This window comes from Streptomyces spongiicola (assembly GCF_003122365.1).
In the GTDB taxonomy this organism is placed as follows: Bacteria; Actinomycetota; Actinomycetes; order Streptomycetales; family Streptomycetaceae; genus Streptomyces; species Streptomyces spongiicola.
Genome location: NZ_CP029254.1, coordinates 6,737,752 through 6,764,319 on the forward strand (window position 1 = coordinate 6,737,752; position 26,568 = coordinate 6,764,319).

21 protein-coding genes are annotated in these 26,568 nt (G+C 72.7%); 14 read left to right on the top strand and 7 right to left on the bottom strand.

Annotated features, from left to right (window positions below):
* Positions 1–374: 374 nt before the first annotated feature.
* The 5 genes from DDQ41_RS29300 to DDQ41_RS29320 all read left to right on the top strand — a co-directional run bounded on the left by DDQ41_RS29300 (position 375) and on the right by DDQ41_RS29320 (position 5,856).
* Positions 375–1,268 carry a LytR/AlgR family response regulator transcription factor gene (locus DDQ41_RS29300; protein ID WP_109297168.1) on the top strand — a complete coding sequence of 298 codons (894 nt, stop codon included), beginning with the start codon at positions 375–377 and terminating at the stop codon, positions 1,266–1,268.
* A 448-nt stretch (positions 1,269–1,716) separates the two neighbouring features.
* Entirely contained in the window at positions 1,717–1,896 is a 180-nt protein-coding gene (locus tag DDQ41_RS29305) for a DUF6480 family protein (protein WP_109297169.1), read from the top strand.
* A gap of 594 nt (positions 1,897–2,490) precedes the next feature.
* A complete protein-coding gene (locus DDQ41_RS29310; protein ID WP_109297170.1) occupies positions 2,491–2,871 on the top strand; it encodes a DUF485 domain-containing protein in 381 nt (126 codons plus the stop codon).
* 22 nt (positions 2,872–2,893) lie between these two features.
* The gene (locus DDQ41_RS29315) at positions 2,894–4,627 is read left to right on the top strand and encodes a sodium/solute symporter (protein WP_109297171.1); all 1,734 of its coding nucleotides are present in this window, start codon (positions 2,894–2,896) and stop codon (positions 4,625–4,627) included.
* Positions 4,624–5,856, top strand: coding sequence for a sensor histidine kinase (locus DDQ41_RS29320; protein ID WP_109297172.1), 1,233 nt, complete (start codon positions 4,624–4,626; stop codon positions 5,854–5,856). The genes DDQ41_RS29315 and DDQ41_RS29320 overlap by 4 nt, the downstream gene beginning before the upstream one ends.
* Before the next feature lie 298 nt (positions 5,857–6,154).
* On the opposite strand, the gene DDQ41_RS29325 is transcribed toward DDQ41_RS29320, so the two are convergent.
* Complete coding sequence (locus tag DDQ41_RS29325; protein ID WP_109297173.1) at positions 6,155–6,670, bottom strand: hypothetical protein; 516 nt, start codon at positions 6,668–6,670, stop codon at positions 6,155–6,157.
* 506 nt (positions 6,671–7,176) lie between these two features.
* Complete coding sequence (locus DDQ41_RS29330; protein ID WP_109297174.1) at positions 7,177–7,719, bottom strand: sigma-70 family RNA polymerase sigma factor; 543 nt, start codon at positions 7,717–7,719, stop codon at positions 7,177–7,179.
* Between the two features lie 650 nt (positions 7,720–8,369).
* On the opposite strand from DDQ41_RS29330, the gene lysX reads away from it, so the two are divergent.
* Positions 8,370–11,681: a bifunctional lysylphosphatidylglycerol synthetase/lysine--tRNA ligase LysX gene (lysX, locus tag DDQ41_RS29340; protein ID WP_109297176.1), complete on the top strand. Its 3,312-nt coding sequence runs from the start codon at positions 8,370–8,372 to the stop codon at positions 11,679–11,681.
* 157 nt (positions 11,682–11,838) lie between these two features.
* Here the strand turns inward: lysX and DDQ41_RS29345 are convergent, their stop codons facing one another.
* A complete protein-coding gene (locus DDQ41_RS29345) occupies positions 11,839–12,432 on the bottom strand; it encodes a class F sortase (protein WP_109297177.1) in 594 nt (197 codons plus the stop codon).
* A gap of 379 nt (positions 12,433–12,811) precedes the next feature.
* On the opposite strand from DDQ41_RS29345, the gene DDQ41_RS33165 reads away from it, so the two are divergent.
* Complete coding sequence (locus DDQ41_RS33165) at positions 12,812–13,984, top strand: hypothetical protein (RefSeq protein WP_162602764.1); 1,173 nt, start codon at positions 12,812–12,814, stop codon at positions 13,982–13,984.
* A 249-nt stretch (positions 13,985–14,233) separates the two neighbouring features.
* Here DDQ41_RS33165 and DDQ41_RS29355 read toward each other — a convergent pair whose 3' ends face one another.
* Entirely contained in the window at positions 14,234–14,794 is a 561-nt protein-coding gene (locus DDQ41_RS29355; protein ID WP_109297179.1) for a hypothetical protein, read from the bottom strand.
* Positions 14,795–14,986: 192 nt separating this feature from the next.
* The gene (locus DDQ41_RS29360) at positions 14,987–15,751 is read right to left on the bottom strand and encodes a bestrophin-like domain (protein WP_109297180.1); all 765 of its coding nucleotides are present in this window, start codon (positions 15,749–15,751) and stop codon (positions 14,987–14,989) included.
* Positions 15,752–16,536: 785 nt separating this feature from the next.
* Between DDQ41_RS29360 and DDQ41_RS29370 the strand changes: the two genes are divergently transcribed.
* From DDQ41_RS29370 to DDQ41_RS29380, 3 genes are all read left to right on the top strand, one after another.
* The gene (locus DDQ41_RS29370; protein WP_109297181.1) at positions 16,537–17,529 is read left to right on the top strand and encodes an SCO0930 family lipoprotein; all 993 of its coding nucleotides are present in this window, start codon (positions 16,537–16,539) and stop codon (positions 17,527–17,529) included.
* Positions 17,530–17,753: 224 nt separating this feature from the next.
* On the top strand, positions 17,754–18,566 hold the full coding sequence (locus DDQ41_RS29375) for an SAM-dependent methyltransferase (RefSeq protein WP_109297182.1): 813 nt from the start codon (positions 17,754–17,756) through the stop codon (positions 18,564–18,566).
* Complete coding sequence (locus DDQ41_RS29380; protein ID WP_109297183.1) at positions 18,566–20,734, top strand: putative bifunctional diguanylate cyclase/phosphodiesterase; 2,169 nt, start codon at positions 18,566–18,568, stop codon at positions 20,732–20,734. The genes DDQ41_RS29375 and DDQ41_RS29380 overlap by 1 nt, the downstream gene beginning before the upstream one ends.
* A gap of 370 nt (positions 20,735–21,104) precedes the next feature.
* Here the strand turns inward: DDQ41_RS29380 and DDQ41_RS29385 are convergent, their stop codons facing one another.
* On the bottom strand, positions 21,105–21,485 hold the full coding sequence (locus DDQ41_RS29385) for a winged helix-turn-helix transcriptional regulator (protein ID WP_109298003.1): 381 nt from the start codon (positions 21,483–21,485) through the stop codon (positions 21,105–21,107).
* A gap of 144 nt (positions 21,486–21,629) precedes the next feature.
* On the opposite strand from DDQ41_RS29385, the gene DDQ41_RS29390 reads away from it, so the two are divergent.
* Positions 21,630–22,037, top strand: coding sequence for a RidA family protein (locus DDQ41_RS29390; protein ID WP_109297184.1), 408 nt, complete (start codon positions 21,630–21,632; stop codon positions 22,035–22,037).
* Between the two features lie 48 nt (positions 22,038–22,085).
* Here the strand turns inward: DDQ41_RS29390 and DDQ41_RS29395 are convergent, their stop codons facing one another.
* Positions 22,086–22,997, bottom strand: coding sequence for a LysR family transcriptional regulator (locus DDQ41_RS29395; RefSeq protein ID WP_109298004.1), 912 nt, complete (start codon positions 22,995–22,997; stop codon positions 22,086–22,088).
* Positions 22,998–23,081: 84 nt separating this feature from the next.
* Here DDQ41_RS29395 and DDQ41_RS29400 point away from each other — a divergent pair, with 84 nt between their 5' ends.
* Genes DDQ41_RS29400 through DDQ41_RS29410 form a run of 3 tightly spaced genes read left to right on the top strand, consistent with a single transcriptional unit; the run spans position 23,082 to position 26,477 of the window.
* Complete coding sequence (locus tag DDQ41_RS29400) at positions 23,082–23,786, top strand: succinate dehydrogenase (RefSeq protein ID WP_167450291.1); 705 nt, start codon at positions 23,082–23,084, stop codon at positions 23,784–23,786.
* 1 nt (position 23,787) lies between these two features.
* Positions 23,788–25,734 (top strand): fumarate reductase/succinate dehydrogenase flavoprotein subunit, encoded by a 1,947-nt coding sequence (locus DDQ41_RS29405; RefSeq protein WP_109297186.1) that lies wholly within the window; start codon positions 23,788–23,790, stop codon positions 25,732–25,734.
* Complete coding sequence (locus tag DDQ41_RS29410) at positions 25,731–26,477, top strand: succinate dehydrogenase/fumarate reductase iron-sulfur subunit (protein WP_109297187.1); 747 nt, start codon at positions 25,731–25,733, stop codon at positions 26,475–26,477. Before DDQ41_RS29405 ends, DDQ41_RS29410 begins: the two co-directional genes overlap by 4 nt.
* Positions 26,478–26,568 lie beyond the last annotated feature (91 nt).

Genomic DNA, 26,568 nt, shown 5'->3' on the forward strand with positions numbered 1-26,568 from the left:
CCCGGCCGGATCGTTCCGCCCGGCGCCCGGGGAGCGCTGAATGTCTCGGGGGAGCCGGCACCGCGGGGACCGCCGGACCCGGCCGCGCCCGTGCCCGTGGGCGTTGCCCGTGCCTACGCCCGTGCCCGTGATCGCTCCCGTTCCCGTATTCGCGCCCGTGCCCGTGATCGCTCCCGTTCCCGTATTCGCGCCCGTGCCCGTGATCGCTCCCGTTCCCGTATTCGCGCCCGTGCCCGTGATCGCTCCCGTTCCCGTATTCGCGCCCGTGCCCGTGATCGCTCCCGTTCCCGTATTCGCGCCCGTGCCCGTGATCGCTCCCGTTCCCGTATTCGCGCCCGTGCCCGTTTCCGCGTCCGATGCCTAGAATCCGCTGCATGCTGCGTGTACTTGCGGTCGACGACGAGAAGCCGGCGCTCGGGGAGCTGCTCTACCTGCTGCGCTCCGACTGCCGGGTGCGCAGCGCGGACGGTGCCACCGACGCCACCGAGGCGCTGCGCCGCATCAGCCGGGCACTGGACGCCGGCCCGGACGGTGAGGGCGGCATCGACGTCGTCTTCCTCGACATCCACATGGCAGGGCTCACCGGGCTCGACATGGCGCGGCTCCTCTCGGAGTTCACCCGGCCGCCGCTGATCGTCTTCGTCACCGCCCACGAGGGCTTCGCCGTGCAGGCGTTCGACCTCAAGGCCGTCGACTACGTCCTCAAACCGGTCCGCAGGGAACGCCTCGCCGAAGCCGTCCGCCGGGTCTGCGATCTGGCCGCCGCCGCACGCGCGCCCCGGCCCCCAGCCGCCGCCGGCAGCGGCCCGGCGGGTGGCGCCGGCAGCCGTGGCGGCGCCGGTGGTGCTGGAGCGACGCCGGGCGCGACGGCCGCGCCTCGCCCCGGGCCGGGGGCCGGCCCCCTGGTCACCGGATCCACGGCACCCGGGACCGCGCCGGAGCAGATTCCGGTGGAACTCGGCGGCGTCACCCGGCTGGTACCCATAGACGAGATCACCTACGTCGAGGCCCAGGGCGACTACGCGCGGCTGCACACGCGCGGGGGCAGCCATCTCGTGCGCATACCGCTCTCCACGCTCGAGGACCGGTGGGCTTCCCGGGGCTTCGTCCGGATACACCGCAGCCGTCTCGTCGCTCTGGGGTGTATCGACGAGCTCCGCCTGGACGGGGGCTCCACGGCCGTCCGCGTGGGCACTGCCGAACTCGCGGTGAGCCGCCGGCACGCGCGCCAGCTGCGGGATCTGCTGATGCGGCACGCTCAGCGTTGATCCCCACCCTTGGTCCCCACCCTTGGTCCCCACCCTTGGTCCCCACCGTTGGTCTCCGGCAGTTGTCCTCAGTGTCGGTCCCCGGCGTCGGTCTGCTGGTCCGGTCCCCGCCGTCGCCGGGACCGCCATCGGCAACCGCCCCGCTGCACCGCAGGTCGCCCGCGCCCGCGTCCGGGCCTGCCGCTGCGCCCGACGGGAAATCGACGCACCGACGACGCGGGTGCTCCTCCGGGGCGGATCCGCCGCATAGTGGAAACAACCGGTCCGGCCGCGGGATCTGGTACGGCGCCGCACGGTGAGTCGTCACCGCACCGTGGATACGCGCCGCACGGCGAGTACGCGCCGCGGCGGCGGGCCGGGGTTCGGGGAGCCGCTGCCGGCCGCCCCGATCGCCTCGGAGGCCGGCGGTGCTGCCCCGGAGCCATGAGCGACGGGACGGGAGAGGACGATGACCGATCGACGCACACCCCCGCAGGAGACACCGCCCGTGGAGGCGTCCATCGCCGAAGCCCACCAGGAACGTCCGGACGGCGGGATCTGGGAACACCCCGTGGTGATCCTGTCGCTGATCGTCGCCTGTAGCGTGTTCTTCGCGGCCCTGTTCATAGGCCGGGCCCTCAGCCTCTGAGTGGCCGGCACGGCGAGGTCCACCACCCCGCCGCCGGGGCGGTCGCACGCCTGCCCTCCGTCGCGTCTGCCCCCTTCGTGACGTCTGCCCCCTTCGTGACGCCCGCCCCCTCTGCCACGCCCGCCCCCTTCGTCGCGGCCGCTCGCCCCCGTCGCAGGCCGGCGGCCGTATGGGCGCTGGGCGCTGCCGGTCCCGCCGGCCGCAGGGCGCGCGGACCGCGGACGTTCCGCCGAGGGGTCCCGTACCCGCGCCCACGGACACGCCGGCGAGCCGGACGCAGTCCCGAGAGAGCCGCTCCCCGCGGCCCTGCGGCCCTGCGGCCCTGCGGCCCTGCGGCTCTGCGGCCCTGCGGCTCTGCGGCTCTGCGGCCCTGCGGCTCTGCGGCTCTGCGGCCCCGCCCGCGCCCTGCGCCCGCGCCCGCCCTGCGGCCCGCGGCCTGCGGCCCCGCGGCCGTGGGACCGTGGCGGACCCCACCGGCCTGTACCCCCGTCAACCCACCTGCGTAGACTCCATGGACCCCTGCGGGCCCGCCGCTCGCCGCCGTGAGCGGCCTGCCCGCACGAGCCGCCGAGAGAACGCCGGGAGCGGACGCCGATGTCTGCAGCACAGCCACCCCGCCGTGAAGTCGTCACGGGGGTGCCCCGCGGCACCCGCCGCCGCCCCGGGCACGCCCACGCGCGCTCGGAGATCAGCGAGCAGACCCCCATCGGCACCGTCTACGTGCGCTCCCTGATGCGCAGCCAGCTGCGTGCCGCCCTGTACGCCCTGGGTGCGCTCGCCCTCCTCGTCGGCACCCTCCCCCTGCTCTTCGCCTTCCCCGCGGCCGTCCTCGGTTCCTTCTCCTCGCCCGAACCGTTCGTATGGGTGGTGCTCGGTGTCGGCGTCTACCCCCTGATGTGGCTGACCGCCCGCTGGTACGTCCGCCGGGCCGAACGCAACGAGGAGGACTTCACCGGGCTGGTCGAGGGCCGCTGAGAACACCTGTGGGGGACGACCGGTGAACCAGGGCTACGCGGTTGCGGCCGTGGCCGGCGTGGTCCTGGCGACCGTCCTCATCGGCGCCCTGGGTCTGCGCATCTCCCGGACGACCTCCGACTTCTACGTCGCCTCACGCACCGTCAAGCCCGGTCTGAACGCCGCCGCCATCAGCGGCGAGTACCTCTCCGCCGCGTCCTTCCTCGGCATCGCGGGACTGGTGCTCCTCCAGGGCCCCGACATGCTCTGGTACCCGGTCGGCTACACCGCGGGCTATCTCGTCCTCCTCGTCCTCGTCGCCGCCCCGCTGCGGCGCTCGGGCGCGTACACGCTCTCCGACTTCGCCGAGGCGCGGCTGGAGTCGCCCGCGGTGCGGCGCCTCGCCAGCCTCTTCGTCGTCGGCATCGCCTGGCTCTATCTGCTGCCGCAGCTCCAGGGCGCGGGACTCACCCTGGAGATCCTCACCGGCGCGCCCGACTGGTTCGGCGGGCTGCTCGTCGCCGTCGTCGTCACGGGCGCCGTGGCCGCGGGCGGCATGCGCTCCATCACCTTCGTGCAGGCCTTCCAGTACTGGCTGAAGCTCACGGCCCTGCTGGTCCCCGCACTGTTCCTGGTCGCCGCCTGGGCCGGCGACGACGCCCCCCGCGCACGTTTCGACGGTCCCGCCGTGCTGCGCCAGCACACCGAGGTCCGCATCGACGACACCGTACGGATCGACCTGGACGCCCCGTTGACCGTCACGGTGGCCGGCACGGTGGACGGCATCCGCCACGAGGGGCGGCGGACCACCCTGGACGAGGGCACCCACCGTGTCGAGTCGGGCACCACGCTCACGTTCCCCCCGGGCGCGGACATACCCGAACGCGCGTCCACCGGCGCCGACCCCGCCGGCTGGTCCCAGCCGCTGGCGGGCGGCCGCGACGGCTACCAGCTCTACGCCACCTACGGCCTGATCCTCGCCACCTTCCTCGGCACCATGGGCCTGCCGCACGTCGCCGTCCGCTTCTACACCAGCCCCAACGGCCGCGCGGCGCGCCGCACCACCCTCGTCGTCCTGGGGCTGATCGGCGCCTTCTACCTGCTCCCTCCGGTGTACGGGGCCCTGGGCCGGATCTACGCCCCCGAACTCGCCCTGACCGGCGACGCCGACGCCGCCGTGCTGGTCCTGCCGGAACGGATGGTCGGCGGCCTCACGGGCGATCTGCTCGGCGCGCTCCTCGCGGGCGGCGCGTTCGCCGCCTTCCTGTCCACCGCGTCCGGACTCACCATGTCCGTCGCCGGAGTCCTCACCCAGGACGTCCTGCCGTCGCGCGGGGTACGGCACTTCCGGCTCGCGACCGTCCTCGCCATGGCCGTGCCGCTCGCCGTCAGCGTCGTCGCCACCAACGTGCCCGTCGCCGACGCCGTCGGGCTGGCCTTCGCCGTCTCGGCGTCCTCGTTCTGCCCACTGCTCGTCCTCGGCATCTGGTGGCGCAGGCTCACCCCGCCCGGCGCCGCCGCCGGACTGGTCGCCGGCGGGGGTGCCGCACTGACCGCCGTCATGGCCACCCGGGCGGGACTCGCACCCGAGGGCTGGCCGCACACCCTCATGGCCTGGCCGGCCGTCTGGTCCGTGCCGCTCGGATTCCTCACCATGGTCCTGGTGTCGCTGGCGACCCCACGCCACACGCCCCCCGGCGCCGCGGCCATCCTCACCCGCCTCCATCTGCCGGAAGACCTGGCCGCCCGGCCCGCGTGCGAAGGAGCCCGGCGATGACCGGCACCGCGCTGGCCGCACTCGGTGCCGCCGCGGCGGTGCTGCTCGCCGCCGGGTTCGCCCTCGGTCGCGTCACCGCCCGCCGCGCCGCCGGATCCGGACCCGACCTGGGCACCCCGGTCGAGCGGGCCACCTTCCACACCCTGCACACCGCCTCGCTCGCCGCGCCCCCGCTGCGCGCCGGGCTCACCGAGGACACCGCGCGCAGGGCCACCCGCCGGCTGCGTACGCTGCTCGGCACCCGCGCCCTGTGCCTCACGGACCGGGAGACCGTCCTCGCCTGGGACGGCATCGGCGCCGACCACCACCAGGAGCGCGTCATGCACCGGGTCGGCGAGGTGCTCGAGTCCGGGCGCAGCCAGAGCGTCCGCACCCGGTGCGACGACCCCGAGTGCCCGCTCCGCTGGGCGGTGATCGCCCCGCTGACGGGGGAGGAGGGTGTGCTCGGCACGCTCGTCGCCTACGGTTCGGGGGAGTCGGCGGTTCTGGTACGAGCGGCGACCGAGGTCGCCCGCTGGGTCTCCGTCCAACTCGAACTGGCCGAACTCGACCGCTCCCGCACCCGGCTCATCGAGGCCGAGATCCGTGCCCTGCGGGCCCAGATCTCCCCGCACTTCATCTTCAACTCGCTCGCGGCCATCGCGTCCTTCGTCCGTACCGACCCCGAGCGGGCGAGGGAACTCCTGCTGGAGTTCGCCGACTTCACCCGCTACTCCTTCCGCCGGCACGGCGACTTCACCCATCTCGCCGACGAACTGCGCTGCATCGAGCAGTACCTGGCCCTCGCCGGGGCCCGCTTCGGAGACCGGCTGAAGGTGACGCTCCAGATCGCCCCCGAAGTCCTCCCGGTCGCCCTCCCCTTCCTGTGCCTCCAGCCGCTCGTCGAGAACGCCGTGAAACACGGGCTGAACGCCGTGGGACACGGGATGGAGGACGCCGGACGGGTCTGCCGGGTCTCCATCTCGGCCCGGGACGCCGGCTCGGAGGCGGTGGTGACGATCGAGGACGACGGCGTCGGGATGGACCCGGCCGAACTGCGGCGGATCCTCGCCCGGGAGGCGGACCGCTCCTCCGGCATCGGGCTGTCCAACGTCGACGAGCGGCTGCGCCAGGTGTACGGCGACGACCACGGGCTGGTCATCGAGACAGGGGTGGGAGCAGGGATGAAGATCACCGTACGGATTCCCAAGTACCGTGCGGGCGTGCACAGCCACCCCGGCGGAAGCTGAGCCCGGCGGTGCGGGGGAGCGGCCCGCACCGGGGGAGCGGGCGCCCGCACGGCGTCGCGGTGCCGGGCACCGTCGCGGTGACGGAAGACCACCTCCACGCCCGTACCCGCGCCCGGCCGCGCAGGCAAACGGGCGGGCTCCCGGCCGCCGTCGGCCGCTTCCGGCACGTCGGCCGCGGTAGCTCCGCGCCGGGTAGCGGGTCGGTGCGCTGCGCTGGTCGGTGCGGGTAGCGGGTAGCGGGTAGCGGGTCGGTACGGGCGCGGGTCGGTACGGCGCGCAGGTCGGTACGGCGCGCAGGTCAGTACAGATGGATCGCCAGATGGCCCAGCGGAAGCCCCAGCCGCCACGCCGGCGTCCAGACCTGGCTACCCTCGCAGGCGGCAGGGTCCACCGGAAGGGCCGGATGCAACGGGCCGGCGCCGTCCCCGAGATCGGCGGCGAGCAACTCGGTCCGCTCCAGCCAGCCCCACGAAGCGCGGGCCAGATCGAGATCGGGGTCCGTGCCGGGGGGGTCGAGCGACTCCCGCTCGGCCATCCGGTCGCGCACCCACTCCTGCCAGGGATGCCCGTACGCCGTGACGGACAGCCACTCGTCCAGCCGCGACGCCGTCAGCACACCGGCCGGGCAGTCCTCCGCGCCGCACAGATAGACCGTCAGCGCCAGCGTCTCCCGGCCGGCTCTGTACTCCAGCGAACCCGGCTCCACCAGACCGCCGGTGCGCAGCACCTGGTCGGCCAGGAACTCGGCGCACAGCCAGGCCATCGGGACCGCCAGACCGCCTCCGCTGGTGCCGTTCGTACTCTCGGGCCGCACTCACTCCACCTTCTCCCCGGACGTGTTCGGGCACGGGTCTCGACGACGAGCCTCCACCCGAAGACACGCGTCGCGGTTCCTCTTTACTCAACTTGGGCGGGTGGTTTCGAATCCGGTCGGGCCGGGAGTGTGGCACCGGGGAGACCGGATGTCCAAGGGGGATGCGGGGACGGAAGTGAACCGCCTGAGTCCGCAGGAGTCCGCACGGGTCCGCACCGGTCCGCTCGCGGCGGCGCGGCTCGGCTCGGGGTGGCCCGGGTCCGCTCGCGGCGGCTCGGCTCGGGTCCGGTCGCGCTCCCGTGCCGTCCCGTCGCGCCGGGCCGCGCCGTGCCGTCCTCCCGCCCGTGGGAGCCCGGTGGCGTTCCCGACCCGCAGGACCCGGTGCCCGTGCCGTCCTCCCGCCCGTGGGAGCCCGGTGGCGTTCCCGACCCGCAGGACCCGGTGCCCGTGCCGTCCTCCCGTCAGTTGCCCCTCCGGACCCGGGTGTCCGCACCCGGCGGCAGCGCTCAGGCCGCCGAGGAGAGCGGTCTTCGGCTGTAGCCGGGCAGACTCCGGGCCATGGCACGCAGCGCGTGGTGAGAACGGGACTTCACGGTGCCCTGCGGAATGCCGAGGGCGCTCGCGGCCTCTGCCACACTGCGGCCCCGGAAGTAGATCTGCACCAGAACGGCACGGTGCTCGGGGCTCAGCGACCTCACCGCGGCCCGCACATCGACCGCGGCGACCGCGCGGTCCGTCACGTCGGCCGGGTCCGGCGTCGCGGCCAGGACACCGTCGGCGATCTCCGCCGGCCGTGCGAGCCGCGCCCGGCGCGCATCGATCGCGAGGCGCCGGCCGACGGTGAAGAGCCACGGCCGCATCGACTCGTAGGGCGCGTCGAACGCCTCCGGGTGCTGCCAGGCCCTCAGCAGGGTCTCCTGCAACAGGTCCTCCGCGCGCTGCCGGTCCCCGTAGGTCAGCCCGACGAGGAAGCCGAGCAGGGCGGGACCGTGTTCGCGCTGCAGCTCCGCCAGGGCCTGCTCATCGGTCGTCGCCGTTGCCGTCGCCATCGCCGGCTCCCTTCCCGCTGGATCTTGCCGTGCCCCGAGAGTTCGGTACTCCGGGAATCCGGTGCTGTGTGCTTAGTGGCGTATACGAGCGCATCGGCAGGCGGAGGGACAGGCGCCACACTCGGGTGTGCGGCGAGCGGTCGCACGGAGCGGCGAGTGGTGCGCCGAACGGTCGACCGGACCCGGCTCGCCGTCGGCCGCGACCGGCCGGTGCCGGGAACACCGCGGAAGGCGGCGGCCGTAGCGCCCCACCGCAGGGTTCACCGCCGCAGGGGGAAGCCTCTCCGCGCTACCCGGCCCCCCGGCCGCCCGGCCGCCTCGCGGTTCTCCGCGACCGCACCCGCCGTCGCTTCGGCGGTGTCCGCCACCGGTGCCCGGTGCCCGGTGCCCGGTGCCCGATGCCCGGTGCGGTGCCCCGGCGGCACCGGCGTCACCGGCGTCCGCACGTACACCGGCGCCGACCGCGGGTTCCACCGCCGGGCCGATCGCCGCAGTACGGTGCCGTCTGCTGCGACGCCGCGAGACGTCCAGCTCCCGTGTCATCGTGTCCGCCGTCCCCGTGCTCCCGTGCTCCCGCGCTCCGCGCCCGCGCCCCGCCCGACGAGCGGCCCGACAGGCGGCCCGGCGGTGCCCTCCCTAGAGTGCGGAACATGAGCGTCAGCGCGGCGGAGCGTGGGACAGGCGCCCGGAGCGGTCTCGCGGCCAGGGTGCCGGGCGCCTTCGCGATGTTCTTCGCCCTGCTCGGGGTGTACTGCGTGGTGATCGCGCTCATCGCCCCCTTGCGGAGACTGCTGAACCCGGTCTCCGCGTTCCTCGACCTGGTGGCCGTGCCCGTCAGCGCCAACCTGGCGTACGCGGTCTTCCTGCTGCTGCTGGCAGCGGCGATCGGCGCCCGCAAGAAGGCCGCGTGGTGGCTTGTCGTCGCCTACCTCGCCCTGCTGGTCCTCACCGACGTCCTCACCCTGGTGCTGCTGCGGGACTGGTCCTGGATCCCCAACCTCGTCCTGTGCCTGATCGCCCTCGGGGTGCTCTTCGCCGCCCGCGGTGAGTTCTACGCCCTGACCCGCCGCGGCGCCCTGCGGCTCGCCCTCCTCGTGCTCGTCCTCGGGCTCGTGCTGGCCGTCCTCGTCGGCTGGGCGCTCGTGGAGATGTTCCCCAACGACCTCCCGCAGGGACAGCGGCTGGTGTGGGCCGCCAACCGGGTGCTCGGCGGGCTCGTCTCCAACGCCCGGTTCGACGGCACCCCGCCCCGCGCCCTCTTCTTCCTCCTCGGCCTCTTCGGCGCGCTCGCGCTGCTCAACTCCGCCCGGACGCTGTTCCGCTCCCAGCGGATGGAGGCCGCTCTACACGGCGACGAGGAGCCCCGGATCAGGGCCCTGCTCGCCGCCTACGGCTCCCAGGACTCGCTCGGCTACTTCGCCACCCGCCGCGACAAGGCCGTCGTGTTCCCGCCCAACGGCAAGGCCGCCGTCACCTACCGCGTCGAGGCGGGTGTGGCCCTCGCCAGCGGGGACCCGGTCGGGGACACGGAGGCGTGGACCCCCGCCATCGAGACCTGGCTGGACGTCGCCCGCCGCCACGCCTGGGCGCCCGCCGTGATGGGCGCCTCCGAGGACGGCGCACGTGCCTACGCCCGCTCCGGGCTCGGCGCCATCCAGCTCGGGGACGAGGCGATCCTGTACGTCGAGCGCTTCGACCTGAACGGCCGGGACATGCGCGTCACCCGGCAGGCCGTCGGCCGGGTCCGCAGGCTCGGGGCGGCCACCCGCATCCGCCGCCACTCCGCCCTCGGCGCCGGGGAGATGAAGGAGGTCATCGACCGGGCCGACGCCTGGCGCGACACCGAGACCGAGCGCGGCTTCTCCATGGCCCTGGACCGGCTCGGCGACCCCGAGGACGGCGACTGCCTGCTGGTGGAGGCCCTCGACGCCGACGGGAACCTCATCGCCCTCCTCTCCTTCGTGCCCTGGGGACACGACGGGATCTCCCTCGACGTGATGCGCCGGGACCGCGACCACGCGCCCAACGGGATCATGGAGTTCATGGTCGCCGAGCTGTGCGCGGAGGCCCCGCAGCTCGGCGTGCGCCGGATCTCCCTCAACTTCGCCGTCTTCCGCTCCGTGTTCGAGGAGGGCGCCAGGATCGGCGCGGGTCCGGTCCTCCGGCTCTGGCGCCGGCTGCTCCTGTTCTTCTCCAGATGGTGGCAGCTGGAGGCGCTGTACCGCTCCAACGTCAAGTACCGGCCCGTCTGGTACCCGCGCTTCCTCTGCTACGCGGACGCCGGCGCGCTCGCCCGCATCGGTCTCGCCTCCGCGATCGCCGAGGGCTTCGTTTCCGTACCCCGGCTGGGCAGGCGCTGGGGCGGCGGCCGGCCGCGCGGAGCCGTCGCCGGACCGGTCGCGGGCACCAAGGACCTCCCGCCGCTCGACACGCTCGGACTCGCCGGACCCGACACCGTACGGCCCATGGGGGAGCGCCGGATGCCGGAGCAGGTACGCATCCGCCACCGCAAGCTCGAACGCCTGCGCGCGCGGGGTGTCGACCCGTACCCGGCCGGCGTCACCGCGCGCACCGGCCCCCTCGCCGCCGTACGAGCCGCCCACCCCGACCTGCCGGCCGGAGCCCGCACGGGCGAACGGGTCACGGTCGCCGGGCGGGTCATGGCCGTACGCGACTTCGGCGGAGTCGTCTTCGCGGTGCTGCGCGACTGGTCCGGCGACCTCCAGATCGCCCTGACCCGCGACGGTTCCGGCCCCGATGTGCTCTCCGCCTTCTCGTCGGACGTCGACCTCGGCGACCACGTCACCGCCACCGGCGAGGTCGGTGCCAGTGACCGGGGTGAACTCAGCGTCTTCGCCGACGCCTGGCAGCTCACCGCCAAGTGCCTGCGCCCGCTGCCCGACAAGCGCCGCGGGCTGGCTGACCCGGAGGCACGGGTCCGCCGCCGCTATCTCGACCTGGTCACCAGTCCCGACGCCCGCGGTGTCGTCCGGGCCCGCTCCACCGCGGTCCAGGCACTGCGGCAGGGGCTGCTCGACCGCGGCTATCTCGAGGTCGAGACCCCGATGCTCCAGCAGGTCCACGGCGGTGCCAACGCCCGTCCGTTCACCACGCACATCAACGCCTACGACATGAACCTGTATCTGCGGATCGCGCCGGAGCTGTTCCTCAAGAGGCTGTGCGTGGGCGGCATGGAGAAGGTCTTCGAGATGGGACGCACCTTCCGCAACGAGGGCGTGTCGTACAAGCACAACCCCGAGTTCACGATGCTGGAGGCCTATCAGGCTTTCGCCGACTACGACGTGATGCTCGATCTGGCCCGCGAACTGATCCAGGGCGCCGCCGTCGCCGCGTTCGGCGCGCCCGTCGCCCACACGAGGGGCCCCGACGGCACGCTCGCCGTCCACGACATCTCCGGTACCTGGCCCGTCAGGACGTTGTACGGAGCGGTGTCCGAGGCGCTCGGCGAGCAGGTCGACGCCGACACCGGCGAGCAGCGGCTGCGCAGCCTCTGCGACCTCGCGGGAGTGCCGCACGGTCCCGACGACACCCGCGGTGACGTCGTCCTGGAGATGTACGAGCGGCTGGTCGAGGAGAAGACCCGGCTGCCCACCTTCTACAAGGACTTCCCGACGGACGTGTCTCCGCTGACCCGCCGGCACCGCCGTGATCCGCGCCTCGCCGAGCGCTGGGACCTCGTCGCCTTCGGTATCGAACTGGGTACCGCATACACGGAGTTGACCGATCCGGTCGAGCAGCGGCGACGTCTCACCGCCCAGTCGCTGCTCGCGGCCGGCGGGGACCCCGAGGCCATGGAACTCGACGAGGACTTCCTCGACGCGCTGGAGTACGCCATGCCGCCGACCGGCGGGCTCGGCATCGGCGTGGACCGGCTGGTGATGTTCCTGACGGGGCTGACGATCCGCGAGACCCTGCCGTTCCCCCTGGTGCGCCGACACTGAGACGGCGGGCGGACCGCTTCCGGCCCTGGCCCTGGCCCGGTCCCGGTGCCGGTCCCGGTCCGGCCCCGGTCCCAGTCACCGGACCGGGCCGCCGGACGGGCAGCCCCACCGCCGGGCCGCCGGGCCGCCCCCGGGAAGCGGCCGTTGCGGGTCGGCGTCAGCGCGTGGTGACCATGCGGGCGAAGACGACGACGTTCCCGTCGTAGCCGGTGCCGCGCGAGTAGCCGCCGCCGCAGGTGATCACGCGCAGCTCGGGTGTGCCGGTGTCGCCGTAGACCCGTGCGCCGGGGAAGTCGTTCTTGGAGAACACCTCGACGCCGTACACCTCGAAGACCGCCACCCGGCCGTCGTAGCGCGTCACCTCGACGTGCTGGCCCTTCTGCATCGATCCGAGCCCGTAGAACACGGCGGGCCCGCCCGCGTTGTCGACATGGCCGACGACCACGGCGGTGCCCTGCTGACCGGGGGCGATGCCGTTCTGGTACCAGCCGGCCAGGTTGGGGTCCTGCGCCGCCGGGGCCTCGATCCAGCCGTTGGCGTCGAGCCCCACGTCGACGATGGGGGCGTCCACGCCGACGGCCCGGATGGCGATCCGCGAGGCCGGGGCGTACGGCAGCGGCTCGACCGTACCGGGCAGGGGAACGGAGTCCTGGTGGGCGCGCGCTTCGTCCAGCGACGCCGCCACCGCGGGCTGGGGCGGCCCCATGCCGACGTCCACGCCGTTCCGCACCAGGGCGAGCCCTGTGAGCATGACAAGGGCCAGGACACCCCAGGGGGAGCGTCTCCTGGAATCCGACCCCGTGAACTCCTGCCGGCGCATGGCTCTCCCGTCTCATCGTCTGTCCGCACGCTAAGCAGGTGCGGCGGAGGGCGCGACCCGAGAGGGGCGGACGGGTGGTACGGCCACTCGGGGTGACCCATCCGAGTAGACGGTCCGGCAGATCCTCTGACGGTCCGTGACCTGCGACTCCGCCAGGTGTCACCTGCTTGCCCCGGTGTGTCGCTCACCGGGGTGGACGAGTCCCGAAATGCGGCTGATGCGCAACCCGGTGAGGGTTCGTCGTGGAGGGCGTTCTCGTCGAAATCTCCGGAGCGCCGTTCCGGGGCGCACCTCCGATGGAGGTTCAACCATGCGTGCTTCACGCGCTGTCGCGGTGGCGATCACCGCGTGTGCGGCCATGGGCGCCACTTCTCCGGTGGTCGCCGCCACTTCCACCGGGGGTGGAAACGGTCCGACCAACATCCGTCTCTCCCCGTCCGAGGTCCACCAGGGTTCGACCCTGACCATCCTCGTAGACGGCTGCCACCGCGGCGGCACGGTGTCGTCCAACGCCTTCCCCGCTGCCAACCTGAGCTTCGGCTACGGAGGCTACTACGGCCCGAGCGGCAAGCGGGCCGGTGAGGAGACCAGCCCGGACTCGAACACCAACCCCAACGCGAACGGCAACGGGAACTCCGGCAACGACGGGAACGGGAACGGGAACGGGAACGCCAACGGGAACGCCAACGGGAACACCAACGGCGTCAGGCAGGACCAGCACGGCAACGGCAACGGCAACGGCAACGGCCAGGGCGGGCACTCGAACGGCCGTTTCCAGGGCAACAGCAACGACGACAACCGTCGTGACCAGGGCGGCAACAACGACGGCCGGGGCGGTAACGACGGCCGAGGCAACAACGACCAGCACGGGAACAACGACGGTCGTGGCAACAACGACGGCCGGGGCAACAACGACGGCCGCAACGACCAGGGCGGTAACAACAACCGGCGTGACCAGGGTGGGAACAACGACGGCCGAGGCAACAACGACCAGCACGGGAACAACGACGGTCGTGGCAACAACGACGGTCGCGGCAACAACGACGGCCGCAACGACCAGGGCGGTAACAACAACCGCCGCGACCAGGGTGGGAACAACGACGGCCGGGGCAACAACAACCACGGCCGCAACGACAACAACCGTCGTGACCAGGGCGGCCACCATGACAACCGGCGCAACGACCGCGGCGGTTTCAACGACTTCAAGGGCGGGCAGGGTGTCGCCGTCGCCACTGCCAGGATCTTCGACCGTGCGACCCCGGGCCAGTACAACCTGGCCGTCCGGTGCAACGACAGCAACCGGATCGCGACCCGGACCTTCATCGTGCTCTCGGGCCGCGGTGCCCGCGGTGGTCTCGGTGGTTCGCAGGGTCCTTCCAGCACCGAGATGGCGGTGGGCGGCGGTCTTGTCGCCACGGCGGCCCTCGGTGGTGCCGTCTACCTCCTCCGGCGCCGCCGCGACATCAGCGGCGGGGAGGTGTGACCGGCCGTACCCTCCCGGCCGGCCCGCAACGCCCGTCGCCCCGAGTTCTGATCCAGGAACCGGGGCGACGGGCGTTGCGGGCGCCGGACGGTACCGGACGCTCCTGAACGGCCCTGAACGGTCCTGAACGGTCCTGAATGGTCCAGCATGGGACAGGCCGGTCCCGATTGGGACAGGCCGGGGACGAGAAGGCCGCCGGCGGGGGAGCGCCGGCGGCGAGAAGGGGATCAGGGGCAGGGGATCAGGGGTTCAGTGCAGCCGGCTGCCGGAGCGTCGGCGCACCACGTAGACGACGCCACCCGAGGCCGCCAGGACGAGCGCGACACCTGCCGCGATCTCGACGGCGCCCATGCCGCCGATGCTGCCGCCCAGGCCGCCCTTGACGCCCTGGGGCTGGGGCTGGGGCCGGGGAGCGGTCGTGCTGGTGGAGCGGGTGGTCGGTGTCGCCGCGCCGCCGCCGGAGATCGTGAGATCCGTGGTGCCGGTCTGGCTGTTGCAGGTGAACTGGACCGAGTACACGGCACCGCGCCGTGCGTCCAGGTCGACCCGTGCCGTGGCGGTCTGACGAGGCGGGATGGTCACGGTGTCGAACACGCCGGACGAGGCGGTGGCCGTGGTGCCGCAGCCGGACACGCCCAGCGTCACCATGCCGCCCGGTGCGACGGTCGAGGGGGTGACGGCGAACGAGAACGGCTGCTTGCGGGCGCTGCCGCCGGCGCCGTCGGCGGTGTCCGCCGCCGCGGTGGGAAGGGTCAGGGCGAGGGCGGCCGCTCCCATCAGAGCGGCGGACGCGACGGATATCGCGCGCATGGCAATCCTCCGGAGTCCCCGAGGAGCAGTTGCGGAAGGGGTTTCCACTAGGGCAGGGAATGCACCTCGATGACCGAAACGCTAGAAGTGCGCATTCACCCTCGCGATCTCAGACGGACGAATGGGGCACGTCTGTCCCCCGGGTGGCGCACCGGAGGGTTCCCCGGCTTGCGCCACCCGGAGGTTCCGTGATCAGCCGAGGGCGTGGGGGAACAGTGCCGTGAACGGTCCGGGAGCGGCCGTCGGGCCCCTTCCGAACGGTGCGTCGAAAGCCCAGATCAGGAAGAGCAGGAAGGCGATCAGTGCGCTGAAGAGGCCGGCCAGCAGCAGTTCGTTGAACGTCCGGCGGATCTGCAGGGTGAAGATCAGGCCGACGGTGACCGCCGCGCCCGTCACCAGACCGAACCACACCACGCCGGGCATGGTGGCCTCGGCGTTCTGCCCCCGGGCCCCGCGGGCGTCGTCGGCCGCCGCCACCTGGTCGACGAGCGGCTGGTACGCCTGGCCCTCGTGGTCGTTCGCGGGTACGTAGTCCGTCACGTTCCTGCGCACCTGTTCGAGCAGCCGTGTGCCCTTCGCGGTCAGCTCGCCCTTCTCGACCATGTGGGGCCACTCGGTGTCGACCACGTGTGCGACATAGGCGTCGACGCTGTCCCGGATGCGTTCACGGGCCTCGGCGGGGTAGACCTCGGCACGCGCGCTCACCTCGTGCAGCGCCTGGGCCTCGTGACGTACCGAGTCCTCCGCCGCGCCGCGCGCCTCCCAGACGCCCGCGATGGCCAGGCCGAGCACGATCGCGTAGACCACGCCGATCATCATGGTCATGTACTCGATGACGTCGGGCGTCTCCGAGGGGTCGTCGTGCTCGCCGACCCTCCGATGGTTGATGACGGTGATGGTGAGGACGACCGCGCACGCCGCGGCCATGGCGATGGTCAGTACGACCCACTCCGACAAGTGAACCTCCGGGGGTTAGCGGGATCGGGGGCGAAGGAACGCCGCAGCGAGCACGGCGGGTGCGGTGACCAGGAGCGTCAGGGACACCAGCGAGGGGCCGCCCCGTGGTTCCTCGCGCTGGGGTCTGCGGTAGTGGGGGAGTGCGACCGGGGTGGGCCGCGGCGGTGCGGGGCGGGCCTTCGGCGGCGGCGAAGGCGGTGGCGGTGGTGCCGGCGGTGGTGCCGGCGGTGGCGGTGGCGGTGGGGGAGCCGGCTCGACGCGGGGTGGCGCGGGAGGCCGTGGCGGCGGTGGCGGCGGTTCGGGCGGTGGCGGAGGTGGCGGAGGTGGTGGTGGCGGCGGTTCGGGCGGAGGTGGCGGTGGTGGTTCGGGAGGTGGTGGCGGCGGCTCGGGTACGGGGACCGGTCCCGCCGTGCAGTGGGCGCCACCGGCGATGGCGACCGAGGAGCCCGGCCCGTTCGGACCACCCGGGCCGATCGATGCGTATGAGCAGGAGTCGGCGGCGGCCGGCAGTGGCGCCGTCAGCAGCCAGGTGAGTGCGGCGGCCGACAGCAGCCGCGCGGGAAGCGATCCGTACACGCCGGTGAGCCTGATCCACCAGTGGCCCGGACACGCCCGCACGGGGGGTGATTCGCCTGATGGTGGGGATGTCCGAGGATCTGGTTTGAGACGCCGCGAGGATTTTCTGCGCAGTCCGTTGAACACACCCCGCCTCCCCGCGCGTACCTAGGGCCGTGACAGGCGTCGCACCAGGGCGCCACAACGGACACCGGGCTACGGGAGTTGACATGAAGACCTGGCGGAACGCCTCGCTCGCGGTGACCGCGGCGACCGTACTCGCGCTGACGACGGCGTGCGGTCAGGAGACGGGGACGCAGCCGAACGGCCAGGCCGTCGGAGCCGTCAACCCCGCCGGGCAGCCGGCCGCCAACAGCGGCTACGGATCGGGTTACGGCGGCGGCGCTGCCGCCGGCGCGGCGGACGCCAAACCCAGGACCGCGGGCCAACTCGCCGTGTGGGAGAGCCAGAAGCTCGGCGAGGTGCTCACCGACGGCGAGGGGATGACCCTGTACCGCTTCGACAAGGACTCCGTCGACCCGGTGGCGTCGAACTGCAACGGCGAATGCGCGACGGCCTGGCCGGTGGTGGCCGCGGGCGACGTGACTCCCGCCCCCGGCACCGACGCCTCGCTGATCGGCTCGGTGACCCGCGCGGACGGCACCAAGCAGCTCACCGTCGGCGGCTGGCCGATGTACCGGTACGCCAAGGACGCCAAGCCCGGCGACGCCAACGGGCAGGGCGTCGGCGGCACCTGGTTCGCCTCCGCACCCGACGGCGAGAAGGCCGCGCTCGGCGGTGGCGGCGCGGTGGCGGGTGGCGGGGACGCCGCCGAGGAGGCGGGCGGGGAGTCCGTGGACCTCGCCTCCCTTTCCGTTCGCAAGGACCCGAAGCTCGGCGAGATCGTCGTGGACAAGAACGGAATGACCGCCTACGTCTTCACCAAGGACTCGGCGTGGCCGATGAAGACCGCCTGCACGGGCGCGTGCCTGGAGAAGTGGCCGGTCATCGCCCCGGTCGACGTGAACGACACCGTGGGCATTCTGAAGAAGGGCTCCGTGACCTTCGACCGGCCCGACGGAATCAAGCAGCAGACCATCGACTGCTGGCCGATCTACACGTTCGCGGGTGACAAGAAGCCCGGCGACACCAACGGGCAGGGAGTGGGCGGCACATGGTTCGCCGTGTCGCCCCAGGGCAAGCCGGTCGGGGCGCCCAGTTAAGTCCCCACACCGCGCCCCGGCCACCGGCCCGCCGTCACGCCTCCCGCGTGCGGCGGGTCGGCTGTTTGGGATGTTTCCTGCCCGCATGTGCCGGTGGCGTGTGACCAAGAACGGACCGTTAATTTCCGTTTCTGCTCGCTCTCTTGGCGGGCGATCAGTAGCCTCGGCTCGAACACCTGCCATGACAATGGCGGTTTACCCGTGGCGACTTGTTGGAGACATCAATGGAGCGTCCCGCCTGGGCCCCGCCCGGCATCGACATCTCGGTGCCGAGCGTGTCCCGTATTTACGACTACTACCTGGGCGGCTCGCACAACTTCGAGGTCGATCGCGAAGCCGCCCGGAGGGCCATGCGGTTCATGCCGGGTCTGCCCAAGGTCATGCAGGCGAACCGTGCCTTCATGCGCCGCGCCGTACGCTACGCCGTGAGCGAGGGAGTCAGTCAGTTCCTGGACATCGGCTCCGGCATACCGACGTTCGGCAACACCCACGAGATCGCCCAGAAGGCCGACCCCGAGGCGCGGATCGTGTACGTCGACCACGACCCGGTGGCCGTCGCCCACAGCCAGGCCGTGCTCGAGGGCAACGACAAGGCCGGGATCGTCAAGGCCGACCTGCGCGATCCGGCGGACATCCTCGCAGACGGCGAGACCACCAGGCTGCTGGACCTCGACCGGCCCGTGGCCCTGCTGCTCGTCGCGGTGCTCCACTTCCTGGAGGACTCCGACGCCCCCCTGCGGTCCGTCGCCGCACTGCGCGACGGGCTGGCACCCGGCAGCCTGGTCGTGGTCACCCACGCCTCCTACGAGGGCATCCCGCTGCCCAGGGAGCAGGCCGGCGGCGCCGTCGGCGTCTACGAGGACATCCGCAACCCGCTGGTGATGCGCTCGCGCGAGGAGATCGCGCGGTTCTTCGACGGCTTCGAGATGGTCGAGCCCGGACTGGTGTCGATGCCGGACTGGCGGCCCGAGACCTCGGCCGCACAGGAGGACCCATACGCGTTCTCCGGGTACGCAGGGGTGGGGCGCAAGGCGTGATGACGCCGTCGCAGGCAGCGGGCCCGGAGGCGGGCGGCCCGGACGATCCGGAGGACAGACTCAGCCGGTTCGCGACCATCTGGAGCCGGGCGATCTTCCCGGTCACGGCCACGTCGCTGACCCGCCCCGAGTTCGAGGAGCATCTACTGCCGCTGGCACGGCAGTTGAGCGAGTCGCTGGACACCCGCCCGTTCGACGCCGCGGTCGCCCAGCGGGTCGGCGGCGCGCTCGTCGACGCCCACTGCACGGACCCCGACGCCCTCAGCCGTACGCTCGGCGTCATCGACGCCTATCTGGTCCTCTACTGCGGGAGCGGCCGGGAGTCGGCCGAGGACAGCCGGGCCCGCTGCGCCAAGCTCCAGCACGCACTCGCCGCCGGCTACGCCCTGGCGCTGCGCGAGCGCACCCTCGCCGAGCAGGAGGCCATCGCCCGCTCGGCGCTGGCGGCACGCAGCGTGGCCATGGAGGCCCTGCACGCCACGGAGACGCGCTTCCGAGCCGTGTTCGAGGACGCTGCCATCGGCATCGGCATCGCCGACCTCGACGGCAACGTCCTGGAGGTCAACGACACGCTGACCCGGATGTTCGGCGGACTGGAGCACCATGTCCGCGGCCGCCGGGTCAACGAATGGGCGCACCCGGAGGACCGCCCGCTGACCTGGAACATGTACGACGAGCTGGTCCGCGGTGAACGCGAGCACTACCGCGTCGAGAAGCCCTTCTACCGCAACGACGGCACGGTGCTGTGGACCAATCTCACCGTCTCGCTGCTGCGGGACGCCGACGGCGTGCCCCAGTACCAGCTGGCACTCATGGAGGACACCACCGAACGGCGGCTGCTGAACCTCCGGCTGAGGTACGAGGCGACCCATGACGCGCTCACCGGACTTCCCAACCGGACCCTGTTCTTCGAGCGGCTCGAGAAGGCGCTGGCGGCAGGGGAGGGGGCCCGCTTCGGGCTCTGCTACCTCGACCTCGACGGCTTCAAGGCGATCAACGACAGCCTTGGGCACTCGGCCGGCGACCGACTCCTCGTCGAGGTCGCCGACCGGTTGCAGAGCTGCGCCACCGCGCCCGGCGAGATGGTGGCCAGGCTCGGCGGCGACGAGTTCGTGGCGCTGACGACCGGCCGTGAGACCGAGCGCGAGGCGAGCGAACTCGCCGCCCGGATCCTCGCCGCGCTCGCCGCGCCCATCACGCTCGAGGGTCGGGAGATCATGGTCCGGGGCAGCATCGGGATCGTCGAGGGGCCGGCCGGGGAGCGTACCTCGGCGGAGGTGCTGCGCAGCGCGGACATCACGATGTACCGGGCCAAGTCGGCGGGCGGGAACCGCTTCGAGTTCTCCGACGCCGAGGCGGACGCCCGCGCGATCACCCGGCACGGACTGACCACGGCGCTCCCGGCCGCCCTGGAGCGGGGCGAGTTCTTCATCGAGTACCAGCCGCTGGTGCACCTCGGCGACGGCAGGGTGCACGGTGCGGAGGCGCTGGTGCGGTGGTCGCACCCGCAGCACGGGGTCCTCGGCCCGGACCACTTCATCCCGCTCGCCGAGCACACCGGGCTGATCGTGCCGCTCGGCCGCTGGGTGCTCCAGGAGGCCGTTCGGCAGGCGCGCTCCTGGCACGAGCAGGCCGGACCGGACGGCTTCGCGCCGCTGCGGATCAACGTCAATCTCTCCCCGACGCAGCTGCATCATCCGGGGCTGGTCGCGGACACCGTCGACGTACTGGAGCGCTCGGGCCTGCCCCCCGGCGCGCTGTGCCTGGAGGTCACCGAGTCCGGGCTGATCGGAGCGGACGAGGACCTGCTCAAACCGCTGCGGCAACTGGCCGAGATGGGCGTCGACATCGCACTCGACGACTTCGGTACGGGCTACTCCAACCTGGCCAATCTGCGGCGGCTGCCGGTGAGCGTGCTCAAGCTGGACCGCTCCTTCACCCAGGGCATGCAGCAGCACCCGGCGGACCCGTTCGACCGGAAGATCGTCGAGGGGATCGTCTCGCTGGCCCACAGCCTGGAGCTGGCCGTCACGGTCGAGGGCGTGGAGACCGGTGTCCAGGCCGAGCAACTGCGCGAGCTGGGCTGCGACACGGCCCAGGGCTGGTACTACGCCCGGCCGGGGCCGCCGGACCGCCTCCACAGGCTGTCGCTCGCGGACGCGGTGTAGCGGCAGGCGCGTCGGTGCCGGGGCCGGGGGCACCCGCCGGAAGACGGGTAGGGCTCCGGCCGCCGGCCGTACGAGGCCCGCCGGCGCCCCGAACGGTCGCCGTGCGGCCTGCCGGGGCCCGGGCGCCGGGGCATCCGTCCGCCGTGCCGCCCCGGTGTGCCGTGCCGTCGTGGTCCGCCCGCCGTGCCGCCGGCGCCCGACCTGCCGCGTCAGGTCCGCCGTGCCGTGTCCGTCCGCTGCGCCGCCCTGGTCCACCGCCCTGGTCCGCCCGCCGTGCCGCCCGCGCCCGACGGCCGGCCGGCGACCACGCCCGGCCGGCCGTCGGGCGGAGCGTCCGGCAGGGCGCGGCGGAGCAGGCTCGGGGGCTGCGTCAGGCGTCGAAACGTCCGCGGGAGGCCTCGATGTGCCCGAGGTACCGGTGCGTCCAGTCGCACATCGTGTGGACCGTCTCCCGCAGCGCGCGCCCCGCCTCGGTGAGGCGGTACTCGACCCGCGGCGGCACGGTGGGGTGCACCCTGCGGTCCGCCAGTCCGTTGCGCTCCAGCATGCGGAGGTTCTGGGTGAGCATCTTGTGGCTGATGCCGTCGACCTCCTTGCGCAGCTCGCCGAAGCGCAGGGTCCGCTCACCCAGCGCCTCGATGATCAGCAGTGCCCACTTGTTGGCGACGTCCGAGAAGATCTCCCGCGCCAGGGAGTCCGCGCGCCGGATGTCCGCCTCGTCGGGCGAGCCCGTGAACTGCTTGGTCACCATCAGGTTCCCCACTCACCGAAAAGTGCGTTCTTCCATGTCAGAGGCCACTCTCCTACGGTTACCGAGTAACCACAAGAGACCGGGGGAACCCGCGTCCGGCGGACCGGGCCGGGGCCCTCGTGAGCGAGACAAGGAGGCGGCAGCATGGCCGTCACACTGGTGAATCCCGGCGGACTGCCGGAGGTCGGCGCCTACCGGCAGGTGTCCGTCGCGACCGGATCGAAGCTGGTCTTCGTCGCCGGCCAGGTCGCCTGGGACGCCGACGGCGTCACGGTCGGCGAAGGCGACCTCGCCGCCCAGGTCGAGCAGTGCTATCTCAATGTCGCGACCGCCCTGGCCGGCGTGGGCGCCTCGTTCGGCGACGTGGCGAAACTGACCGTGCACGTCGTGGACTGGACCCCCGGCAAGATGCCGCTGCTCCTGGACGGCATCGCGCGGGCGGCCGCACGGCTGGGCGTCACACCGGTGCCGCCGGCCACCCTGCTGGGCGTCGCGGCCCTCGACGTGCCCGAGCACCTGGTCGAGATCGAGGCCACCGCGATGATCGACTGAGTGGCGGCGGTGGTGAGGGGGTGAAGGCGCGTCCGGAGCCCCCGCGCCTCACCCGCCGGCACCCGGCCCCGGCCCGGCCGGCGTACGCGTGCGCAGCAGCATGCGCTGGAGTTCGCGGGCCGCCCGCGGCGGGGCCACGTCGCTGCGGTGCGCCAGGGCGATGGTCCGGCGCAGGCCGGGGCCGGCGAGCGCGGTGACCCGGAGGTCGCGGCCCGCGCGCTCGGCGACCATACGGGGGACGACCGCCAGGCCCAGCCCCGCGCGTACGAAGCCGAGCACCGCGTCCATCTCCCCGCCCTCCACCGTGAACGTCGGCTCGAAGCCCTCGGCGCGGCAGGCCGCGACGGTGAGTTCCCGCAGGTCGTAGCCGTGCCGGAACATCACCAGCGGCTCACCCCGGAGGTCCGCGATCCGCATCGGCCGGCGCGGCGCCGGGGACCCGGCCGAGGAGACCACCACCAGGTCCTCCCGCAGCAGTTCCACCGTGGTCAGCGCCGGTGAGGGCGCCGGCATCGGCAGCACCACCAGCGCCAGGTCGAGCACCCCGCGCCCCAGCTCCCGCACCAGGTCGCGTGAGCCGCCCTCCTCGATCAGCAGCTCGATCCCCGGGTGGAGGTCGTGGAAGGCGCGCAGCACGTCCGGCAGCAGCCCGGTGCACACGCTCGGTGTGGCCCCCAGCCGCACCCGCCCCCGGCGCAGCTGTGCCAGCTCCTGCACCTCGTGCCGGGCGGTGTCCGCGTCGGCGAGGATCCGCCGGGCCGGCGCCAGCAGCGCCTCGCCCGCGTCGGTGAGGGCGATGTTGCCGCGCGCCCTGCTGAACAGCTCCGCCCCCAACTCCCTCTCCAGCGCGCGGATCTGCTGGGACAGCGAGGGCTGGGAGACGTGCACCCGCTCCGCGGCCCGGGTGAAGTGCCGGGTCTCCGCGACGGCCACGAAGTACCGGAGCTGCTGGAACTGCATCCTGCCAGGATAGCCTGAGTCTATCGACAGCAGCCAGACCATGTCTTGGACCTCTGGTCACCCCTCCGCCTAGCGTCTGTGTCCATGGCACTGGCACCACGGACGGACCGACGGCCGTCCATGACGCGCACGCTCTGGGGATCGACCGTCGGCAAGAAGGCCGTGATGGCCGCGACCGGTCTGATCATGCTCGGCTACCTCCTCGTCCACATGCTGGGCAACCTCAAGATCTTCTTCGGTTCCGGCGAGTTCAACGGCTACGCCCACTGGCTGCGCACCCTGGGCGAGCCGTTCCTCCACCACGAGTGGGCGCTCTGGATCGTCCGCGTCGTCCTCCTCGCCGCCGTCGTACTGCACGGAGTGTCGGCCTACCAGCTCAGCCGGCGGGACATCCGGGCCCGCCCACACGGGTACGCCCACAAGCGCCGGCGCGCGAGCTACGCCACCCGCACCATGCGCTGGGGCGGTGTCATCCTCGGGCTGTTCATCGTCTGGCACCTGCTGGACCTGACCACGCTCACCGTCAACGAGAACGCCCAGCCGGGCAGGCCGTACGAGAACGTCGTCGCGACCTTCTCCACCCCCTACGGCAACGCCGTCTACCTCACCGCGATGCTCGCCCTCGGCCTGCACGTCCGCCACGGGTTCTGGAGCGCCGCCCAGACCCTCGGCGCGGGCAGCGCGCGCCGCGACCGAGCGCTCAGGGCCGCCGCCGACGGCCTCGCGCTGGTGCTGACGCTGGGCTTCGTCTCGGTACCCGTCGCCGTCATGACCGGAGTCGTGAGCTGACATGAGCCATCCGCACTACGAGACCGGCGCCCCGATCGCCGACACCAGGGCGCCCGAGGGCCCCATCGCCGACCGCTGGGACCGCCGCCGCTTCGCCGCCAGGCTGGTCAACCCGGCCAACCGCCGCAAGCACACCGTCATCGTGGTCGGCACGGGCCTGGCCGGCGGCTCGGCCGGCGCGACCCTCGCCGAACAGGGCTACCGCGTCGTGCAGTTCTGCTACCAGGACTCCCCGCGCCGCGCCCACTCCATCGCCGCCCAGGGCGGCATCAACGCGGCCAAGAACTACCGCAACGACGGCGACTCCGTGCACCGCCTCTTCTACGACACCGTCAAGGGAGGCGACTTCCGGGCGCGGGAGTCCAACGTGCACCGGCTCGCGCAGATCTCCGTCGAGATCATCGACCAGTGCGTCGCCCAGGGCGTGCCCTTCGCCCGGGAGTACGGCGGCCTCCTCGACACCCGCTCCTTCGGCGGCGTCCAGGTCTCCCGTACGTTCTACGCCCGCGGCCAGACGGGGCAGCAACTGCTGCTCGGCGCCTACCAGGCGCTGTCCCGGCAGATCGCCGCCGGCAACGTGGAGATGCACCCGCGCACCGAGATGCTGGACCTGATCGTCGTCGGCGGGCGGGCCCGCGGCATCGTGGCCCGCGACCTGGTCACGGGCCGGATCGACGCGTACACCGCCGACGCCGTCGTCCTGGCCACCGGCGGCTACGGCAACGTCTTCTACCTCTCGACGAACGCGATGAACTCCAACGCCACCGCCGTGTGGCGGGCCCACCGGCGCGGCGCGTACTTCGCCAACCCCTGCTTCACCCAGATCCACCCCACCTGCATCCCGCGCACCGGCGACCACCAGTCCAAGCTGACGCTGATGAGCGAGTCGCTGCGCAACGACGGCCGGATCTGGGTACCGAAGGCGAAGGGCGACCCCCGCCCCGCGGGCGAGATACCCGAGGACGAGCGCGACTACTACCTCGAGCGCCTCTACCCGTCGTTCGGCAACCTCGTGCCGCGGGACATCGCCTCGCGCGCGGCGAAGAACGTCTGCGACGAGGGCCGCGGTGTCGGCCCCGGCGGCCAGGGCGTGTACCTCGACTTCGCCGACGCCGTCCGCCGGCTCGGCCGGGCCGGGGTCGAGGAGAAGTACGGCAACCTCTTCGACATGTACGAGCGGATCACCGCGGAGAACCCCTACGAGGTCCCGATGCGGATCTATCCCGCCGTGCACTACACCATGGGGGGACTGTGGGTCGACTACGACCTCCAGACCACCGTGCCCGGCCTGTTCGCGATCGGCGAGGCCAACTTCTCCGACCACGGCGCCAACCGGCTCGGCGCCTCCGCGCTCATGCAGGGCCTCGCCGACGGCTACTTCGTCCTGCCGTCGACCGTCAACGACTACCTCGCCCGCCATCCGCACGCACGAGCCGTCGACGCGGCCCACCCCGAGGTCACGCAGGTGCTCGCCGAGACCGGGGAACGGCTGAACCGGCTGCTGTCCGCCGACGGCGACCGTACGCCCGACTCGTTCCACCGCGAGATCGGTGAGCTGATGTGGGAGTTCTGCGGCATGGCCCGCACCGGCGCCGGGCTGCGCGAGGCCCTCGACCGGATCCCCCGGATACGCGAGGAGTTCTGGCGCCGGATCAAGGTGCCGGGCAGCGGCGACGAACTCAACCAGTCGCTGGAGAAGGCGAACCGCGTCGTCGACTACCTGGAACTGGCCGAGCTGATGTGCCTCGACGCACTGCACCGCACGGAGTCCTGCGGCGGCCACTTCCGCGAGGAGTCCCAGACCCCGGACGGCGAGGCCCGGCGCAGGGACGAGGAGTTCTCCTACGCCGCCGCCTGGGAGTTCGCCGGCACCGGCGCCCCGCCCGTCCTGCACCGGGAAGACCTCGTCTTCGAGTACGTCCACCCCACCCAACGGAGCTACGCATGAAGCTCGGACTGCGCGTCTGGCGCCAGAAGAACGCCGACGCACCCGGCGCCATGGTGACCTACGAGGTCGACGGCGTCTCTCCGGACATGTCGTTCCTGGAGATGCTCGACACGCTCAACGAGGAACTCGTCCTGCGTGGGGAGGAGCCGGTCGCCTTCGACCACGACTGCCGGGAGGGCATCTGCGGGGCCTGCTCGCTGGTCATCGACGGAGACGCGCACGGCCCGGAGCGCACCACCGCCTGCCAGCTCCATATGCGCTCGTTCGACGACGGCGACACGATCGACGTCGAGCCTTGGCGTGCCTCGGCCTTCCCCGTGGTGAAGGACCTGGTGGTGGACCGCTCGGCGTTGGACCGGATCATCCAGGCGGGCGGCTACGTCTCCGTCCCCACCGGGTCCGCCCCGGAGCCCCATGCCACGCCGGTCCCCAAGGCCGACGCCGACTCCGCCTTCGAGCACGCCGAGTGCATCGGCTGCGGAGCGTGCGTCGCCGCCTGCCCCAACGGCTCGGCCATGCTCTTCACCTCGGCGAAGGTCAACCACCTCAACGTGCTCCCGCAGGGCGCGCCCGAGCGCGAGACCCGGGTCCTCGACATGGTCGCGGCCATGGACGAGGAGGGCTTCGGCGGCTGCACCCTCGCCGGCGAGTGCGCGACGGCCTGCCCGAAGGGCATCCCGCTCCCGTCGATCACCGCGATGAACCGCGAATGGCTGCGTGCCGTGCGGAAGGCCGAGCGGTAGCGGTCCCGGCCCACCGCGGCGGCGCGGGCGGCGGGTGTCCGCACGCACCCCCGGGACGCCGCGGGCCGGGTGGTCCGTCGGGTCGGGTGGT

Bases quoted from the DNA above. Each gene is read 5' to 3' on its own strand.
- DDQ41_RS29410 (WP_109297187.1), top strand. From the start codon at position 25,731: ATGAAGCTCGGACTGCGCGTCTGGCGCCAGAAGAACGCCGACGCACCC.
- DDQ41_RS29370 (WP_109297181.1), top strand. From the start codon at position 16,537: ATGAAGACCTGGCGGAACGCCTCGCTCGCGGTGACCGCGGCGACCGTA.
- DDQ41_RS29375 (WP_109297182.1), top strand. From the start codon at position 17,754: ATGGAGCGTCCCGCCTGGGCCCCGCCCGGCATCGACATCTCGGTGCCG.
- DDQ41_RS29345 (WP_109297177.1), bottom strand. From the start codon at position 12,432: ATGCTCACAGGGCTCGCCCTGGTGCGGAACGGCGTGGACGTCGGCATG.
- DDQ41_RS29320 (WP_109297172.1), top strand. From the start codon at position 4,624: ATGACCGGCACCGCGCTGGCCGCACTCGGTGCCGCCGCGGCGGTGCTG.
- DDQ41_RS29330 (WP_109297174.1), bottom strand. From the start codon at position 7,719: ATGGCGACGGCAACGGCGACGACCGATGAGCAGGCCCTGGCGGAGCTG.
- lysX (WP_109297176.1), top strand. From the start codon at position 8,370: ATGAGCGTCAGCGCGGCGGAGCGTGGGACAGGCGCCCGGAGCGGTCTC.
- DDQ41_RS29400 (WP_167450291.1), top strand. From the start codon at position 23,082: ATGGCACTGGCACCACGGACGGACCGACGGCCGTCCATGACGCGCACG.
- DDQ41_RS29395 (WP_109298004.1), bottom strand. From the start codon at position 22,997: ATGCAGTTCCAGCAGCTCCGGTACTTCGTGGCCGTCGCGGAGACCCGG.
- DDQ41_RS29300 (WP_109297168.1), top strand. From the start codon at position 375: ATGCTGCGTGTACTTGCGGTCGACGACGAGAAGCCGGCGCTCGGGGAG.
- DDQ41_RS29380 (WP_109297183.1), top strand. From the start codon at position 18,566: ATGACGCCGTCGCAGGCAGCGGGCCCGGAGGCGGGCGGCCCGGACGAT.
- DDQ41_RS29405 (WP_109297186.1), top strand. From the start codon at position 23,788: ATGAGCCATCCGCACTACGAGACCGGCGCCCCGATCGCCGACACCAGG.
- DDQ41_RS33165 (WP_162602764.1), top strand. From the start codon at position 12,812: ATGCGTGCTTCACGCGCTGTCGCGGTGGCGATCACCGCGTGTGCGGCC.
- DDQ41_RS29310 (WP_109297170.1), top strand. From the start codon at position 2,491: ATGTCTGCAGCACAGCCACCCCGCCGTGAAGTCGTCACGGGGGTGCCC.
- DDQ41_RS29355 (WP_109297179.1), bottom strand. From the start codon at position 14,794: ATGCGCGCGATATCCGTCGCGTCCGCCGCTCTGATGGGAGCGGCCGCC.
- DDQ41_RS29390 (WP_109297184.1), top strand. From the start codon at position 21,630: ATGGCCGTCACACTGGTGAATCCCGGCGGACTGCCGGAGGTCGGCGCC.
- DDQ41_RS29305 (WP_109297169.1), top strand. From the start codon at position 1,717: ATGACCGATCGACGCACACCCCCGCAGGAGACACCGCCCGTGGAGGCG.
- DDQ41_RS29385 (WP_109298003.1), bottom strand. From the start codon at position 21,485: ATGGTGACCAAGCAGTTCACGGGCTCGCCCGACGAGGCGGACATCCGG.